The organism is Streptomyces fulvoviolaceus (assembly GCF_000718165.1).
GTDB lineage: Bacteria > Actinomycetota > Actinomycetes > Streptomycetales > Streptomycetaceae > Streptomyces > Streptomyces fulvoviolaceus.
Genome location: NZ_JOEY01000003.1, coordinates 199878 through 216203, shown reverse-complemented (window position 1 = coordinate 216203; position 16326 = coordinate 199878). Strand labels below are relative to the sequence as shown.

Annotated in this window: 9 protein-coding genes and 2 pseudogenes; 2 read left to right on the top strand and 9 right to left on the bottom strand. The window is 66.9% G+C overall.

The genetic code is table 11. The features are described from left to right. Window positions 1–443: 443 nt before the first annotated feature. Window positions 444–575: pseudogene (locus IG08_RS62950) on the top strand (IS256 family transposase); the annotation flags it as partial. Between the two features lie 2061 nt (window positions 576–2636). Here IG08_RS62950 and IG08_RS0104810 read toward each other — a convergent pair. From IG08_RS0104810 to IG08_RS0104770, 9 genes are all read right to left on the bottom strand, one after another. Beyond that, a complete protein-coding gene (locus IG08_RS0104810; RefSeq protein WP_030596644.1) occupies window positions 2637–4106 on the bottom strand; it encodes a UvrD-helicase domain-containing protein in 1470 nt (489 codons plus the stop codon). A 54-nt stretch (window positions 4107–4160) separates the two neighbouring features. Next, entirely contained in the window at window positions 4161–4583 is a 423-nt protein-coding gene (locus IG08_RS0104805) for a hypothetical protein (RefSeq protein WP_420823278.1), read from the bottom strand. 74 nt (window positions 4584–4657) lie between these two features. Then, window positions 4658–5542, bottom strand: a complete 885-nt coding sequence (locus IG08_RS61125) for a DUF6083 domain-containing protein (RefSeq protein ID WP_078655448.1) — start codon at window positions 5540–5542, stop codon at window positions 4658–4660. Window positions 5543–5703: 161 nt separating this feature from the next. Beyond that, on the bottom strand, window positions 5704–5967 hold the full coding sequence (locus IG08_RS0104800; RefSeq protein ID WP_030596642.1) for a helix-turn-helix transcriptional regulator: 264 nt from the start codon (window positions 5965–5967) through the stop codon (window positions 5704–5706). 1658 nt (window positions 5968–7625) lie between these two features. Further along, window positions 7626–7910, bottom strand: a complete 285-nt coding sequence (locus tag IG08_RS55650; protein ID WP_052424483.1) for a hypothetical protein — start codon at window positions 7908–7910, stop codon at window positions 7626–7628. 128 nt (window positions 7911–8038) lie between these two features. Next, window positions 8039–11302: a TniQ family protein gene (locus IG08_RS0104785; protein ID WP_030596637.1), complete on the bottom strand. Its 3264-nt coding sequence runs from the start codon at window positions 11300–11302 to the stop codon at window positions 8039–8041. Next, window positions 11299–12420 carry an AAA family ATPase gene (locus tag IG08_RS0104780; protein WP_030596636.1) on the bottom strand — a complete coding sequence of 374 codons (1122 nt, stop codon included), beginning with the start codon at window positions 12418–12420 and terminating at the stop codon, window positions 11299–11301. Before IG08_RS0104780 ends, IG08_RS0104785 begins: the two co-directional genes overlap by 4 nt. Further along, window positions 12417–14600 carry a DDE-type integrase/transposase/recombinase gene (locus tag IG08_RS0104775; RefSeq protein WP_030596634.1) on the bottom strand — a complete coding sequence of 728 codons (2184 nt, stop codon included), beginning with the start codon at window positions 14598–14600 and terminating at the stop codon, window positions 12417–12419. The genes IG08_RS0104780 and IG08_RS0104775 overlap by 4 nt, the downstream gene beginning before the upstream one ends. Beyond that, on the bottom strand, window positions 14597–15262 hold the full coding sequence (locus IG08_RS0104770; protein WP_234342801.1) for a TnsA-like heteromeric transposase endonuclease subunit: 666 nt from the start codon (window positions 15260–15262) through the stop codon (window positions 14597–14599). Before IG08_RS0104770 ends, IG08_RS0104775 begins: the two co-directional genes overlap by 4 nt. A 318-nt stretch (window positions 15263–15580) precedes the next feature. Here IG08_RS0104770 and IG08_RS0104765 point away from each other — a divergent pair. Then, window positions 15581–16324 (top strand): annotated as a pseudogene (locus IG08_RS0104765) (ATP-binding cassette domain-containing protein); the annotation flags it as partial. Between the last annotated feature and the right edge of the window lie 2 nt (window positions 16325–16326).

Sequence of the window (16326 nt, the reverse complement as noted above, 5' to 3'; positions counted from 1 at the left end):
TCGATCACTCTGACGTTCCTGTTCGGCTACCAGTTCACCCTGTTCGCGGGGCCCGCCGTTCCGCTCCCGTTGCTATCCGTAGACGTCATCGCCCCGTGGTCTCCGCCGACGCGGGGTGTCCGTAGACGTTGCCGGCGATCAGCCCGTCTCGGACCAAGATCCGGACCATACACGGGCCAGCGACCCGCGCCCCGCCTCGGCTTTGACTATTTCAGCCGGTCAGCGGCGTGTGAACTCCGTGCCGCCAGCAGACGAAGAACCTGCTGGCGGGCTCCATCTCCGAGTTCCAGGAGAGTGGGAAGAGTCAACCGCGTGGGTTGCGTCCAGGGAAGTGGTGTACGGGTTCAACCCGATCCTTTGCTCCGGCTTCTGGCTAATGCCCGCAGAGATGAACGGCCACCGGCTGACCTTCGAGATGTCGAGTCACGAAGGAGATCACCACGATGACCGCACCTGACAGTGTGCCCCTGCACGCCCTCGCAGAAGAGAACCTTGCTGCAGCGAGTCCGGATCTGCAATTCCGCTGGGCACAGCATTTTCATCAAACGGTGCTGCAGGCAGCGGACGCTGCCTGCACACCGAGCACCTCCCCAATCGGTCCCTGAACGCCGATCGGTTCAGCAGCGGATGGATGGAACTCGACTGGAGAAATCTGAACCTACGCTCGAATCTGATCCTCGGTGATACGCAATCTCCATGCGAATCGTTGGAGACCAGCTAAACCGATCTCCACTCGACCGATTGAGAAAACGATGAGCCAGAACCGTCGACTGATCTTCCGTGCGTACTCTGATGTTGGTCCGCCTTGCGGCTTTCCCGGCCCGCACGCCTGGCCTGGCTACCGCACCAGCAAAATGTGAGCTCCGGTCTGCGTGCATCGCAGAGGCCCTACCTCCACGAACAAGGGGCGGCGTCTCGTGCCAGACGCCGCGAGACAGTGCCAACTGGCCCCACAAACTGACGCAGGGAGCAGAACGGTCCAACCGCCCTCGGCCCCTGCCCCCTCAACGTCCACCAATCTTTCGCCGCAAGCCCACAGAAACAGCAGGTCAGAGGCACTCTAGCTCGCCATCCCGCCCTCCTGCCCCTATACAGGGGACCTTCGCTGGCGCGCATCCGCTACGCTATCCCTGGTCAGTCGTCGGTACGTCGCGTTGTCTGCTCAGGTGACAGTGCGGAGGGCGTCGCACCGCGTCTGACCAGCGGGCTTGCACTCCTCGTCGAAGATCCACAGTCTGGATTTTCAGCAAGGTTTTCTACAAGCCCCGGGTGGCCGTTAGCCACCACCCTGCCCTGTGGAGCCCCGACGTTCCTCGGGAAGCCCCCTGGGGAACTCCACGCGGCCGTCCGCCCGGCTCGTCTGGTCTCCTTTATATGCGGCCCAGCCGCAAGCTCCTTCGTGGAGTAGTCGAGCCAGAGCTCTCCGGTCACCCTGCCCCTCGCACCCAGCTGGCGTCCCGCGGACACCGCCCCACTCGCGAACACGCGCCTCGTCGAGCAGCCCCGTCCGGGCCGAGCACGCCCGCTGCCACCGATGGCCATCGCCCGCTGCTGCGCCCAGGCTCGGACGGCGTGCGTCTCAGTCTTGGAGACAGCTGGTCGTGGACGCTGCCTGGCCTGTGTGGCCAGACACCCGCAACTACGAGTATTTCTGGAAGTGACCTGGGACTGGGCAGCGGTGAAGATCCCGGGATCGCCACAATCACACCGGTAGTCGCGGACGACCTCATCTGGGTCTTCCGGATTCCGGTAGGGCTCGGAAACGGGTGACAGCAGGCTGTCTGCGTGCGGAGCCCTTGGTGAGAGGCGGCGCGGTGCCGGCGAGCCCACCTTCTTCGGCTTTCGGCGCGGCGGACGCAGCTCGCCCCATACGGCGGTGATGTAGGCATCGGCAGCGGCCCGGTGCCGGGGCATGCCGCCGTTGAGGTAGGTGTTCAGGCCCGGTACGGCCTCGGGAAAGCGCGTCGCGAGGGCCGAGGCCACCGCGCTGGCCTGCTGGTAGGCCGTGGCTCCTTCAGGTACCGCCACGACCAGAGCGTGGGGAGCCACCATCTCCGGCAGATCGCCGATTCTCACGTGAATGAGCAGGTGCAGGAGCCCCGCTTCAACCAGCACCCGGCTCTTGTCGTTCTCGTACTGGCGGCGGTCCCGCTGTCTGGCCGAGTGGTGGAATGCTCCGTCGTACTCGAGGCCCACGCGGACACCGTGAGACAGATGGAAGACCGCGTCGACCTCGACGTCCTTGTAGCGCCAGTGGGATACGAGCGAGGTCTGACAGAGCCGTATCGATGTCCAGATCATCCATATTTAACGAAGCCGGACGCCTCGGACGATATTTTTATATTGTTCGAGGTGTCCGGCCGTCAGAAGCATTTCCGCTGGTCACAGCGTTTTCGTCGATTGGCGCCTCAGTCGGCGAACGTTACACGCACACGGCGAATTCGACCCGGATTCGACCCGGCCTGTCAGTCTAGCCTTGCTGCACACGCGCTGACCTGCGCCTATCCCGGGTGGGACCGATACTCGGGCGCTACGCCGGGTTCTGTACGCAGATTGGACGCCTGTTCGCTCGTGGCAACGCCACCGCATATGGCCCTAGCCGAATTGCGGGCCAGCCAGCCCTGTGCTTCGGCTCGTCACGCACCGTCGACGGCAGCTGGGTGGTTCTCGATCCATGCGAGCCCTCCAAGGTCCAGCCGGCGTCGGGCGCGAGTGACGGCGACGTAGGCGAGACGTGCGTCGGTATCGCTCACGGGTTCCGGGATCGGGCGGCCGCCGTCGTCGAGCTGGTCGCTGTCCGGCGGCGGGGGAAAGTCGTCGGCGATTCTGACTTTGGGCCACTCCCGGCCTTTTGCCTTGTGGGTGGTGGAGATCGTGATCTCGGCCGTGGTTTCGTCTGTGAGAGCGTCAACGGCGGCGATGATGGCTTCGGGGCCGTGGGTGTCGACGAGTTCAACGAACGGCTGGAGGTCTTGGCCCGCGGGATCGTGCTCGGCGTAGTCCTGCAACTCGCCCCAGGAGGCGAAGAGAACCAGTTCGGGGTGGGAGGTGCGACGGCCGCCCTTGAGGTCCCGGGCGGCGAGCGCCAGTGCGACGAGTGTCTGTCCGCCCCTGGTCAGAGCCACACGACGGCCGGCTTCCAACTGCCTCATGACTTCGGTCATGGCGCCGATGTTGGTGCGGCACAGCACGGCGTCCGGGCAGGGGACCAGGCCGACTTCCGTTGGAATCGTGTCGGTTCCGGTCAGCCGGATCGGAGCGTCGGTGAACGCGAGCCACCGGTTGGCCTGTTCGGCAAGGAGAGGGCCGAAGCGGAAGGAGCGGGTCAAGGTGAGGTGGGTGGCGTCGAAGCCTGTCATCACGTCCCGGGCACCGCGCCACCCGTAGATGGCCTGGGCGGAGTCGCCGACCATCACCAACTGGGCGTGGCCGCGTTGAGCGGCGAAGACCTGCTCGAGGACGGGGTTGGTGTCCTGGGCTTCGTCGAGGAGGAGGAAGTCGGCCTCGATCTTCGGTTCGGTGAGGGCCCACATCTTCAGGTAGTGGTCGTGCTCGAAGCGGACCACGCCTTCCTCGGGATTCTGCAGGTCTCTCCATGCCTTGTCGACGAACGGCATGACAGCATCGGCGAGTTGGGCGTGGGCGGCCGGTGTTCCGAGCCGGCGCAGGTCCGGTACGTGGTGGGGTGCCAGGGTCCCGTCGGCGGACTGGCAGAAGCGGGTGACCGTACGCAGCACGGTGTGCGACAGGGTCCTGTGGCTGATCTCGTGGTCACCGATGCGGATGGGTGATCTGATGCCGAGAGCCTGCCCGGTCCGCCATGCGGGCTGGCGGGGGCTGCTGAGACGGCGAGCGAACCGGTGCCCTACGGCTGCGTAGGCCGTCGCGTGCGCGGTCTTGCACAGCACGGAACGCGGGAATCGGGCTGCTGCGTCGTTGGCGATGTCCTTGTTGAAGGCGAGGTAGCGGCCACGGCGTGCGGTACTCGCGGCTAGCAGGCCCAGCGTGCTGGTCTTGCCGGTGCCGGCGCCGGCCTGCAACACGAGGTGGTGACCGTCGCGGAAGGTGTCGACGGCGTGGGCCTGTTCGTCGGTGGGCGTGTGCAACAAAGGCTCCGCGGTGGAGGTGGGTCAAGGGGTCGCGTCGGAGCTGTTCGGTCATCAACCGTCCGCGACGCGTGAGGGACGCGAGGTGGGGTGTCGGCGGTCGAGCAGGACGCGGGCGGCACAGGCGAGTAGGTCTTCAGGGGCGTGATGGACGAGGAGGCCGTGTAGCTGGGCAGTCAGTTGCCTGGTACGAACTCGCTCCTCCCGTTCAACGGCCGCTACGACGATCCGGCCGAGGAAGTCTCCAGGCTTCTGTCCCTGAATGGCCGCGGCCTGACCGATCTCCGAGCGCATGGCGCGGGTAAGGGCGACGTTGAGCAGCACCTGACCCGATGCGTCGGGGTAATGGGTGGTCAGGACGTCGATCGGCAGTAGCCGATCGAGTTCGCGGCGAAGTGACCGCAGCGCGCGTCCCGGCGACTGGGCTCGGCGCACAGCCATCAGGCGGGTGCAGTCGGCGTTCGCCGCGAGCGGCACGGCTCGGCAAGCTCTTTGAAGCTCTCCGCGAGTGGCCGGTCTGGTCAAGATGATCTCTACGGCGTGCTGTCCTCTCATCGCGGTGCCGCCTTTCGCGCACCACCACCAGGACGTGACCGCCGAACATCGGTCGGAAGGCGAGGGTGCACGTACTCGTGGTGGACGAGCGGGTCGAAGGGTTCCCAGTCCGTCAGTGCCAAATCCGCTGCTGTCGGGGCGGCCGCGTGCCGAGGGCAGCGCTGCGTGCGCCAGCGAAGCTGCTCGGAGTACGACACGGAGGACAGGTCATACAAAGCCATTACCTCAAAGGGCAGGGCCAGTTGACCTTGGGTGGCCGTTGCGGGAACCAGTTTCCAGATGCCCGCCGGACGGTCTGGGGCGAGCACTCCGTGCGTGCAACGGTCACGCTGCCGCGTCTGGGCCACACATTGGATCTCATTCACGGGTCGCCCGACGAGGTAACGGACGTACAGGAGCTGGATGACGGGTCTGGCGGGCCGGCAGGCATTCTCCAGCTGTTGTGCCGAACGGTGTGTCGGTGAGGTCGGTGTGAAGACACCGGCGTCAGTGAGGCGACGCGTATTCACGGCCAGCGCCCGCCGCAGCCTGGTCAGTGCGGGAGCGATGGTGGCGTCGGCATCGCGAGCCGGGCAGACGACGGCGTGGGCCAGTCGGCACCAGGCGCTGCCGTCCCCGGCGGGATGTGCGAGGCCGGAGCTGACGTGCCAGCGGTAGTCGGCCGGCACCTCGGCCACGGGCAGCTCCCGCGGGTGGAGACGGACGGGACGGTCACGAACACGGTGATACCACTCGACCGAGTTGCCGCACTCACGGCAACACTCGCGCTGAGCACAGCGCAGAAGCCGGGTGGGGCTGTCGGGCTCGACACGCAATGACCGTCGCGGGTGGGCCTGAATGGGAGTTCCGTCCCAGTGTCGGCGTGTAGATGAGGGGCGCATGGGCGCGAAGGTGCCAGGCAACACGCCGTCCAGGCGACGTCCAGGCCAGCGGCGTCCATCGAACGGCCCTATACAGGCCGACATGCATTCGAATCTCCGCTCAAACGTTCACGCTGAGCCCGCCCGATCGGGTGGTTCGCTGAACCTGCCCCGACGGCCCGTCAGCCACTCGTCCGGCGAGGGGGTTCGTGCCCACGACAGAGGGCCCCGAAGAGTTCGTCGAGCGGCGTGCTGAGCGCGTGAGCCAGGGCGTGCCACGTCCTGAGCGTGCCGATGGTGCGACCTTGCTCGATCTCGATCAGAGTCCTTCTGGCCAGGCCGCTCCGGGCGGCCAGCTCGTCGTACGTCCATCCCCGCGCCGCACGCAGCCGAGCGAGCTCCAGACGCAGAGCGTCGAAGTCCGGGTCGGGCGGGAAGATCGTCACCCGACCATCCGAAGGTGCAGACACCTGCCCTGTCAGTGCAGACCTCTGCCCTATTTCCACTAGTCCACAGCTCAGCAAAGGGCAGAGGTCTGCACTACCGTGTGCGCCCGATCCCAGCCCGACGGGGGCCGGCGCGGAAACGACAGGAGGAACGCACGCGCCATGAGGCTCCACTTCGCCGACCCCGGAGTGCGGCGCACCTGGACAGTGGAACTGCGCCCGCAGCCCGGCGGCCCGGTCCTCGTGTGCCAGCACTGCACCCACAGCGGCCGACCACTCAATGGCCCCTCGGCCCGAGCTGAGCTCCTCGCCCATCTGGCCCTGCACGCACGCCGGGCCCCGCTGCCGACACACCTGCGGACATGCCAGTGCCACGAGCGAGGCTGCTGTTGGCACCGCCGTCACCGCGGATGCCAGGGCCCCATCCGGCTCCTGCTTGCGCGCGAACGCGGCGGACGCCTGTGGCGACTAACCGACGCCTGCACCGCATGTGCGGCCGCTACCGCTCAGGCCTCAGTCATCCCTGAAGCGAGCCTGACTGCCGAGATTCCCCCATCGGGGCGGAGAACAGCCCGCCACAGACGACGCCCGAAGGAGCCAGACAGCCCAACTCGGGTTCGAGAGATGCTCAGTTACCTTGCGTCTGCACTCCCGCCCGACACCGGAGCAGCTTCGCGGCTCCTCGCCCTTCAGGGCGCGCTGCGCATGAACGGCGCCGGTCAAGCGCACGTGCCCCTGGGCCTCCTCAGGAGCCTTCGCTTGGGGGATCTCATGGACCCTTGGCAGGAGCTCACTCAAGCGCAATGGCTGTGCACCATCCCGACGGCACCTCGGGGGGCCGCGATCCAGTTGCTCGATCGCGGCCTGTTCACGCAGCGCCCGGCACGCCCTGACCGACTCCGCGCCGCCGATTGGGCATTGCGCCGCGCCTGCTGCATCCGTACGGGCACTGCCGCTCTGCCCCGACTCGTTGCCCTCTGTCTCGCCGCCCACTCTGCCCCGGCCGACGTTCAGGGGATGGCCGAAGCAGAACACGTGGCACGAGAATGCGGGATCCCCTACTCCTCCCTTCGGACCATCCTGGATCATTTGGTCGATAAGGGATTCTTGAGGTCCTGGGACGTGGGCGAGGAATTCGACGATCTCTGCTGGACATTGACGCAGCCACTCTCATCGCTTAGCCCGAACTGATCTCCTAGGACACAGCAACAGAAAGGTCATATCTGGCGAGTACGTGCCGTGCTTCTTCCAGCAGGTCTCGGCCTTCAGCTTCGATCCACCGTGTGAATTCTGATCACGGGTGTCGGACGGGTTCCGGGTGTTTCTTCGGGGTGTGGACAGCGGTGATTGCCGGGTGGCCGTCCGGTGCGGGGTCTTCCGGGTCGTGGGCGGGCAGGGCGGTCGCATGGGTCAGGTGACCATGCGCTGTCCGGTCGCCGTCCACGGATCGGCGAAGTCGTGCTGCCAGCGCCAGCGTTGGGGCAGGTGGAGGGTGAGTCGGCGGGCGCCTGCGGCGATCCGGGCGGGGATGTTGATCAGGTGGCGGCGGATGGTGCCGGTGCGGGCCTTGGCGTGTAAGGCGAGGAGAGGTGGCCGGCGGCGCGGGTGAGGTTGTAGGCGGTGGCTGCCAGGGTCAGCCTGGCGGCGTTCGCGGTGAACTACCCCGAGGGTAGATGACCGAGCGCGGAGTCTTCCAGATCGGCGAAGGACTGCTCGACCTGGGCGTGTTCGCGGAGCATGGGTTCGGCCTGGGCCAGGACGAAGGGGCTGTCGGTGAAGATGACGTGGTGGCGCCAGACGCTGAACAGTTCGGCCGGGTCCTCGGGCACGCTCTTCGGGTTCAGTCGCCTGACGCGGCGCACGATGAGCCAGGCGGTCGTGTGGAACGCCTTCTTCTTGCTGGTGAATGCGGTGAAGGGGACTGTCGGAGGATCGGTCGTCATCGAGCGTCTCTAGCGGTGCCACGCCCGACTCGAGTCCCGGTTCTCTTGCCAGATCCCCTCCCGGCGGATCCTTTTCCGGGCAACGCTCCAGGCTTTGCCCCGAGATGCCCTCAGCCCGTCACGGACGCTTACGGTGCGGAAGTGCCGCCCATCCTGGCTTCATAGCGGTGAAGGACCGGCATGACCTGCTGCAGAAGCGTTCGGCCTGCCGCTGTGAGCCTCAGGGGCTTCACGGTCTCCAGTATGGGAATTCCGGTGTCCTTCTCGATGATTGCGGCGATCCGCTTCAGCTCTGACGGCCGCACGTTGGCCGCTTCGGCGGCAGTTTCAAGTGCATGGTGGTCAAGTAGCAGGCTGATCTTCTTCAGCCGTACCACGGACTTCCATCCGGAGAACGCCCGATAGACGACAGGAGGGATGACGAGTCCCTGTGTGGTGGCGGCGAAGTCCCGGGGTACTCCGACCGCGCTCCGGATCGGGATGTTGTGTTTTCTGGCGATGTTGAGGACGGTTGTCGAGACCGCCCCGATCTCATCGGCGATGTCGCTGAAGGTTCGGTGCTGCACGACGTACTGCTCATACAGCCAGTCGCGGTCGATCTGGTAGGAGTATCCGGGGCGGTGCCCCTGTTTGCGGATCTCGATTCCAGCGCTGCTCAGGGCTTGCTTGAGGACGGTGATGCTGGCGCCGGTGGTATCCCTGAGTTTATGGAGGGAGAGCCCCTGGTCGACGTAGAGATCTCGAAGGATGTCTGGGGCAGGGGCGGCGGTGCGGGGGCTTCTCCCGTACACGCCAGATGCGGCGCCAGGATTATCGGCGTACAGGCGGGCGTAGCGCTCAAGCACCGGTGTGGCATCGTGCAGGAGTTGTCGGCCCTGGGCGGTAAGCCGCGGCGATTCCGAGGTGTCCAGGAGGCGGAACCCGGTGGAATTCTCGATGACTACCGTCTGCCGCTGAAGGTCTGCGACGCGGATACCGCAGGCTGCGGCGGCCTCAGCGACCGTAGGGTGATCGATCAGCAGACTGACGTTTCTGACCCGCTGCACCGCGTTGCGTCCGCAGAACGCCTGATACACGGCGTGGGGCAGGTCCAGTCCGCGAGTGGTCTCGGTGAAATCCCGGGGTACTCCTTCGTGTCGCCTGATCGAGAAGCCGAGCGTGCGGGCGATACGGCGAACGGTGCGCACGTCCATTTTGACTTCTTCGGCTATCTCGGCAAAGCCCCGGCACTTCACGGCGTACTGCTCATAGAGCCAGTCACGATCGAGGCGGTATCCCCTGCTGGCCCGCTCCCGGGGTTGGCGTATGGCGATACCAGCTTCCCGGAGTGCCGCCTTGAGCACCTCCACGCTGGAACCGGTGGCCTTGCGCATACCCCGAAGGGAGAGGCCCTGGGTGACGTACAGGTCATGCAGGGCTGCCGCGTCTGGGGCCGTGGTACGCGGACCGCGAGGGGAGCCGAGAGTCCTCCGCTGAACTGTAGGGATGGTGCTGGCGAGTTCGACGTACAGGCGGGCGTGCTCAAGGCCGATGCCCAGGGAGTCGGCGACATCAGTGAGTTTGCGGTGGCGTGCTGCGGTGCGCCGGAATTCCTCCGCGCTGATGTCGACCGGTTCGGTGCCGGGCCAGGGGATGCCGCGGACCCACTCGGATGGTGGTTCCCAGGTGACGGGTTCGTCGATGCCCAGTCGCTTCAGGTGTCCGGCGGCCTGGTCGAACAGGAAGGCACGCACCGCAGGATCCGCTCGAAAGCGCAGGTCGTTCAGGCGGTGGTTGGTGTCGGTGAGCGTGCCGGTCCACATCGCCCTGAGATAGCTGTCCAGGGCGTCGAGGCTTCGGTCGGTGGGAGTGCGCCAACGGTTTTGGGCGACGAGTTGCCGGTAGGCCTGGCGGTCGATGGTCAGACCGGTGTCGGCCAGGCTCCGGCGCCGCTGGTAGTCGATGGGCGATCCATGATCGTCGAGGGCGTCTGCCAGTTGTGTCAGCGCGGCCAGTAGGGGAGTCAGGTACTGGCGGTCGAGGCGGGTGACCATGCTCTTGACGAAGCTCGGGGGCACGGGGTCGCCGAGAAGTGCGAGTGCGTCGCGATAGACGCGGCTGGTGGAGCGGACGACCAGGAGGAGTGCGCTGAGCCCGGCCCGGAACTCGGCGGCCTTCGCACCCCTGGGCCCGCCGATCTGGTGCGGCATGAGCCTCATGCTCCACGACGGCCACAGCGTCGCCGGGATCGCCGCGGCGCGGTGCTCGATCAGCTCGGGATGCGCGGCGGGCGGTTGTGGGGTGCGTGAGGTCGTGGCAAAGCGCAGCCGGTCGATGATCCGCAGGCGGGTGTCGATGACGGTCAACGCGCGCGTCACGGTGGCCGGTGAGCAAGCCGTGCGCCAGGAGCTGACCTTCACGGACACTTCCATGGAGCCGTCTTTGCGCAGGTGCGAGTCGGCGATCCAGCGCAGTACCGCATCACTGTGGGGGTGGTCGCGCTCCAGGACGGTCATGGCGAGCGCGGTGCCGACCGCCACATCAGTGGCCGTCTCGTTGCTGAGCCCGGTCAGCAGGGCCAGGGCGTGTCCGCCTGCTTCCTGCAGGAGATGCGAAGCCGATTGGGGGATGGGGAGGGTGTCGTCGTGGAGCGTGGCCAGACACCGCCAGGCGAGGAAGAAGAGTTCTTCCAGGCTCGGGTGCGGTTGGTGGGGGTCTCGGTCGCGGTCTGTGTGGCCGCGGATGACAGTGTCGACATAGTGCTGGGCGCGGATGATCTGGCCGTCGGCAGGAATCGGCTGGGCCACAGCAGTGGTGAGGTCGGTGTGGCAGGGCAGGCGTGCGCCTTTGCTGCCGCGCGCGAGGTCGCGCGCCATGGTGCAGAGAGCCGGGTTCGTCACGCCCGCGGGGTGACGGCCGGCGGGGTGCGGGCGCTGACCGCACCCTTCGCAGGTCTCCACCAGGAGTTGGGCGTGCCGGGTACAGGCAAAGGTCCAGGGGCTGCGCCAGGACAATAGCCAGCGGCCGCCGGTCTCGGCCAGGCAGGTGGGGCAGTACCTGCTGCCCTTGTGCCGGCGCCAGCGCGGCGGGGAGCCGAGCCCGCGCGTGGTGTGCCGGACCGTCACGGTGATCTGGTCAAAGGGTTCCAGCGTCATCGCGCGCAACACCTCGGGCGGGGCTCCGCAGCGCCGGGCGAGCACAGCCGCCTCTTCGGGAAGGAGTTTGACCAGCATGCGCTCGGGGTGGGTGCCGGGAAGTCCGATAAAGGTCAGGAACTCGCGGGAGGTGACGATGAGTTGGCGAGCGTAGGCTTCGATCCAGCTGTCCAGGGCCTCGCCCGGCAGCGGCTGCACCACATAGGGGAGCCGCTCAGTCGAGAACGCGGGCGCCATGGCCACGGTGTTGAGGGTCATGGGCGCCTGCCCGGCCCCTTCTTCTTGCGGCTGGGTTTGGTGGTGAGGGTTCCGGCTTGGAGGGCCGCTTGGAGTTCTAGGCGTCCTCGCTCGGCCGCCACATCGTTCTTGACGGTGTCCATGAGGTCCACGGTCAGCCGCTCCTCACCACTGTCCACAGCGCGCCGACAGCCGCGGGCAATGAGCGTCATCAGTGACGCGAAGTGGCCGGTGGAGCGGGCATACAGGTAGTCAGAGAGGTCTTCGGCGAGCATGCCGCGGTAGCCGTCGCCAAGGACGAGGAGCCGTTCGATGCCGAGCATCAGCTTGCGCCACTGCGCCCGCCCAGCCTCCGTCTTCACAGTGAACGGCGGCAGTGTCAACGTCGTCATCCGGCGAGCCGCCTGCGCGAGGTCCACGTCCTCGTCATCGAGACCATCGGTGAGAACCCCGCGCGCTTCCACGCCCACTCCGACGTAGATGAACGTGACGGGGAAGACGGTGGACAGGTGCTTGAAGTGGTTGGCCACGACCCGGTGGTTGGTGCGGCGCAGGTCGAGGAAATGGATGTCGTCCACGACAATGACAGTCGTGCACATGGCGCGAGCGGCGCGGGCAGCACGGGCGGCAAGCTGGTCGGCGTTGCCGGTCTCGGGTAGTTCATAGAACCGGCAGATCGCCTCGTTCAAGCCGCGGATCGTGATGTTGCCCGTGAGCGTGATATTCACGACCGGGACGCGGCGGTGCCCGCTGGGGGTAGTGGCGCCGTGCACCAGAATCTGATCACGGTGATACTTCTTCACGTAGTCCAGGACCGCGGTCGTTTTCCCCAACCCGGGAAACGCGTCGACCACCGCCGAGGGCTTCACCCTGTCGCCGTCCTGCCGGTTCGAGTCCACGATCTCCGCCAGCCCGTCATGCAGTTCCAGCAGCTGGCCCGTCTTGATCGGCCCGAGGTTGGCATGCCACACCGCGCGCTGCTCCTTGTAGACGAGGAATTCACGGCGCGTCAGAGCCTTGATATCCACCCGGCTCAACTGCCGCGGACGCTCGCGGGCGGGCCGCTCGCACATCTCCACAAAACCCGTCAACTGCACGGGACTGTAGTTGCGCTCCCCCTCCTCGAACGCGGCGGTCATGACACCTCCCAGGCGTCCGCGTAGTACTCCTCGTCGCTGACCGCGCCCGCGTCTTCGGGGACGGCATCGAGATCACCGTCCTCGTCATCGTCCCCGCCCTCCCCCACCTCAGGCCCATCCATCGCGGACGTCTCAGCCGGATCCCGGTCGTCGGCTCCGGGCTGGGCGGGGGCCAAAGCCGTGAGCTGACGCACCGACGGCAACTGCGCAACGGACAGCTGAGGATCGTCCTCGTCGGCGCCTGGCTCAACCGTGTCGGGGCCCATGATGGACAGTCGCTCATCCGACAGCCGCAGCGCGATGCGCCGCTCTTCCCGGCTGCCGGTCAGCCCGGCGCCCCACCGCTCCAGCAGCTCGATCAGTGTGCGCTTGGCATCGGGAAACCGCTGGGTCCTGGCCGCCAGCCGGCGCGCGTACTGCAACGCCTCACGGCTGAGCGGACCATCGAGCGCATCCGCGTGCTCCCACCGCAGCTCATGCCATCGCCTGCTCTTGGGGTCGGGATCCTGAATGTAGACGCGAGTGATGTCCCCAGGGTCGATCGCGATCGGCCACTTCCCGCTGTGGACCCCGCCATACGGGCTTGTCGTGTTACGCCGCCCCTTCAAAGCAGGCCCGTTGTAGCGCAAGGTGCCGATCTCCACGCCGTAGTGCTGGATCGTGGTCCACTTCACCTCGAGGAAGTCGTACGCGAGATCTGGGCGCCCCAGGATCCGCAGATGCCCCGCCCGCTGGATGCCGTGCTCGTACATATCGAGCGGACTCATCTCCAGGCCCGGCGCCTCCGGGATACACAAGCCGGAGTGGACGCGCCGGTGGTAGATCAGGTCGATCCACTCGCGGATGATCGCTTCCAATTCCGGCAGAAAGAAGAACGCCTTCTCCTCCACGTCCTTGCCGCGGCTGTGCACATCCGCGCCCTTGTAGCCGGGCAGCGCCGCAAGGACTCCTTCGCGCAGGGTCCGAAACCAGCGCTCTACCGGCGCCTTGTCCGTCGGCGTGTACGGCCGGGCCGGCTGCAACGACATGCCGAGGCGGTCACACACGGCCTGCACATGCTGCGACAAGTAGATCTTGCCGTGGTCGAACACCAGCGTCTCAGCCGCCACCGACGGCAACAGCCACTCACCCCGCGCGTCCACCAGCCGTGCTGCGTCCACCACCACCGCATTCGGCACTCCGTGATGCGGCAGGACCGCCCGCTCTCCGTCCGTTCGCGGGCGCACGGTCTCATACAGGACGGCTGCGACATCGGCGGCCTTCGTCGACACCGGCGTCAGCCTGAGCCCCGTGATGCAGCGCGTGTAGAGGTCCATGGCAACGGTCAGCTCGCACTGCACCCATCGGCAGGTGACCGGCTCCATCGCGAACACGTCCAGCCTTGTCGTATCAACGAGCACATACTCGCCGGGACGGGTCGCCCTCAGCTTGCCGTAGACGCCCGGCGGGCGGTTCGCGATCGAGCGGCGCCCCTTCGCACTGCCCGAGAACGCGTTGCGCCCCCGGCCCAGTTCCTTCAACAGCGCGTACGCCGCGGTCTTCTTCGGCAGCTTCACCGTGTCCCGCCCGAACTCCGCGGCAAGGCGCTCCTCGACGGTCGCGATGATTAGATGCCGCGGTGGAGTACTCTCCTCGACGTACTCGTCGAGCACCTTGCGGCACATGTCGATCCAGCGTGGATCCGTCTCCCCCAGCGGGCTGCGGCCGCGATCGGCGGGCAGCAGTCCGGCCACTCCTTCGGGGCCTTTGACCTTCATCAACCAGCGCCGCACCGTCATGACACTCACACCGAGTTCAGCGGCCTTCGCCTCATAGCGCTCCATCTTCGGCACATCGGGCGCGTACTGCGGACGCGGTTCGCCGTCGAGCGCCAACTCCGCGGATCCGTGCCGGTATCCGGTCTCCACCTCCAGCAAATGCACGTATTGCTCCTGAAGCGCCGCCTGTTCTTCCTTGCTGAGCGCCGAGAACTGCGCTCCCAGCCCCGGCAGCGGCTCGGCGGCGGCTTCCGGAATCCGCGTCGTCGGATGCGACAGCAGCCACCCCAGATCGACCTGCCGCACTCCGCCAGACCGGCTCTGCAGCAGGATCCGGCTCCCGGATATTTCCACCACCGTGAACTGCTCACCGTCATGCTGCACGACCAGCCCGGTCCGCAGCACCGCCACACCCCCGCTCACGCGCACCTCCTGAGCACCGAACGGCCACCCAGCGGACGCGTCAGGTCCGTCGTCCAATGCCCCCGCCACAACAGCGACAGCAATGCCGGACGCACATCCTCACGTTCGCCGTAGGCGCTCAACCTGTGTTCGGCCACCGCGAGTTCGTCACCGTCCCCCACCAGCTCACGTGCCCGATCGACGAGTTCACTGTCCACCACCCACGGTCGCCGATACCCGGCAAGGAACCGCACGTTCTTCAACACCACGGGCTCACAGCCCGACCAGACCTCATACAGCCACCCGTGTGCGGAGAACAGCTCCCCCGGCCACGCGAGCGCCTCACGAACCTTCGGATCCTTCGCCCGGTCGGCAGGCTTCACGTTCACCACCCGCACCAGGCCGCTGCGCAGTGTGAGCAGGAAGTCGGGGACATGGCGACGCGCCCGCCCCTTCACCCGGTGCCGTATCCAGCACGGCTGCGCTTGAATCCCAACGACATCCGGGTCGAAGTCCGCCAGAAGCAGCCGGGCAAGCTCCAGCTGACTCTCGAAGATCACTTGGCCGCCCGTCGTCGACGACCAGTAGCTGCCCGGCAGATGTGTCTGCCCATGTCTCGACCGCATCGCCCGCCACGGAACCGAACCCTCGAAATGCCGCTGCCCAAGCCGCTCGAACGACACCTCCCGCACCTCGTCCTCGCCGTACCGGATCCACGCAGCCGCTCCTGCGGTGCCACGCCTACGTGTTGCGACCATCGCGCACCTTCGCGCTCAGCCCGTGCTGATCACGAGCAACTGACCCATACGATCAAGCACTCGAACCCCGAACACCTGCTCCGATCGCAGGACTTCACCCTCATCGGTGGAAATTCGCACTGCTCCGCATGCACCCCGTCGGAGTGGGCATGATTGCGAAATGCTCAGCGGCGCACTCCCAAGCACTGTTCAAGCAGTGTTCAGGAAGTACCCGCATTGTTCATTCGGGCGCGGAACCTACACACGGTCCCGCTCGGCAAGATCGTGGCGCTGGTCGGCGAGAACGGCTCCGGCAAGACGACCCTGGTGAAGCTGCTGGCCGGGCTGTACACACCCGATCACGGCCGGATCCTGTGGGACGACGTCGACGCGGCCACCGCGGACCGGCACCTGCTCGCCGAACGCGTGGCGATGGTGGCCCAGGACTTCAAGCGGTGGCCGTTCACGGCCCGCGTCAATGTGGCGGTCGGCCGCTCCTCGGCACCCCTCACCGAGGAGGGCGTGGCCGGGGCGGTCACGGAGGCCGGGGCCGAGGAGGTGCTGGCGGATCTGCCGCGCGGCCTGGACACCCTGCTGGCCCGCAACTTCAGCGGCGGGCACGAGCTGTCGGGCGGTCAGTGGCAGCGGCTCGGTATCGCCCGGGCCGCGTACCGGCGCGGGCGCATCCTGATCGTGGACGAGCCGACGGCCGCCCTGGACGCCCGGGCCGAGCTGGAGGTCTTCGAGAAGATCCGCGCCCTGGCGGGCACGGGCCAGACGGTCATCCTCATCACCCACCGCCTGGCGTCGGTACGCCACGCGGACCTGGTGCACGTCCTGGAGCAGGGCCGGCTCGTGGAGTCCGGTACGCCCGACGAGCTGCTGGCGACCGGTGGGGTCTACGCGGAGCTGTACTCACTCCAGGCGGAACAGTTCACGGCAAAGGTGCCCTCTTCCGGGGTTATGGCGAAGGTGCCGGCCAACGTGCCCGCCCCGAAGGCGGGCTGACC

Bases quoted from the DNA above. Each gene is read 5' to 3' on its own strand.
- IG08_RS61125 (WP_078655448.1), bottom strand. From the start codon at position 5,542: ATGCGCCCCTCATCTACACGCCGACACTGGGACGGAACTCCCATTCAG.
- IG08_RS55650 (WP_052424483.1), bottom strand. From the start codon at position 7,910: ATGACGACCGATCCTCCGACAGTCCCCTTCACCGCATTCACCAGCAAG.
- IG08_RS0104785 (WP_030596637.1), bottom strand. From the start codon at position 11,302: ATGACCCTCAACACCGTGGCCATGGCGCCCGCGTTCTCGACTGAGCGG.
- IG08_RS0104780 (WP_030596636.1), bottom strand. From the start codon at position 12,420: ATGACCGCCGCGTTCGAGGAGGGGGAGCGCAACTACAGTCCCGTGCAG.